Source organism: Lactiplantibacillus sp. B652 (assembly GCF_023806745.1).
Classification (GTDB): Bacteria; Bacillota; Bacilli; order Lactobacillales; family Lactobacillaceae; genus Lactiplantibacillus; species Lactiplantibacillus pentosus.
Map to the genome: position 1 here is coordinate 1 of NZ_JAMSKY010000072.1, position 417 is coordinate 417.

1 pseudogene is annotated in these 417 nt (G+C 32.9%); it reads right to left on the reverse strand.

Features of this window, described 5'->3' with window-relative positions:
* Positions 1-311: 311 nt before the first annotated feature.
* Positions 312-417 (reverse strand): annotated as a pseudogene (locus MZO40_RS17055) (IS5/IS1182 family transposase); the annotation flags it as partial.

Consider the following 417-nt stretch of genomic DNA (forward strand, 5'->3'; position numbering starts at 1 on the left):
TTGTCACAGGCAAAAATAATCTTAATGTTTAAATTTGCTTCACTTCAATAAAAGACCGGCCTGCTCAAACCCAAGGGTTTTAACGGACCGATCTTTATTTACATTAAGGCATCTTTATTTACTTTGAAAAACTTTTAATTCGCGCGTTTTATAATCAAGTTAGCCAATTAGATCCAGCTAATTGGCTAACTTGATTATAAAACGCGCGAATCTAATTAAATCAGCCTTTTTTATAATCTTTTTTAATTATATTCACATTCGTGATTTCGATAAAAAAACCTTTAAGACGTCAACTTTGTCTTAGAACCTGTCTAATATCTTTTGAGCATCACAATCAAATAAGCTAAAACAACCATTTGGCGACTAGTACTAAGATGTCGTTCGCAATTTTTCCAAAGGCGCCGACATTTATCTAGC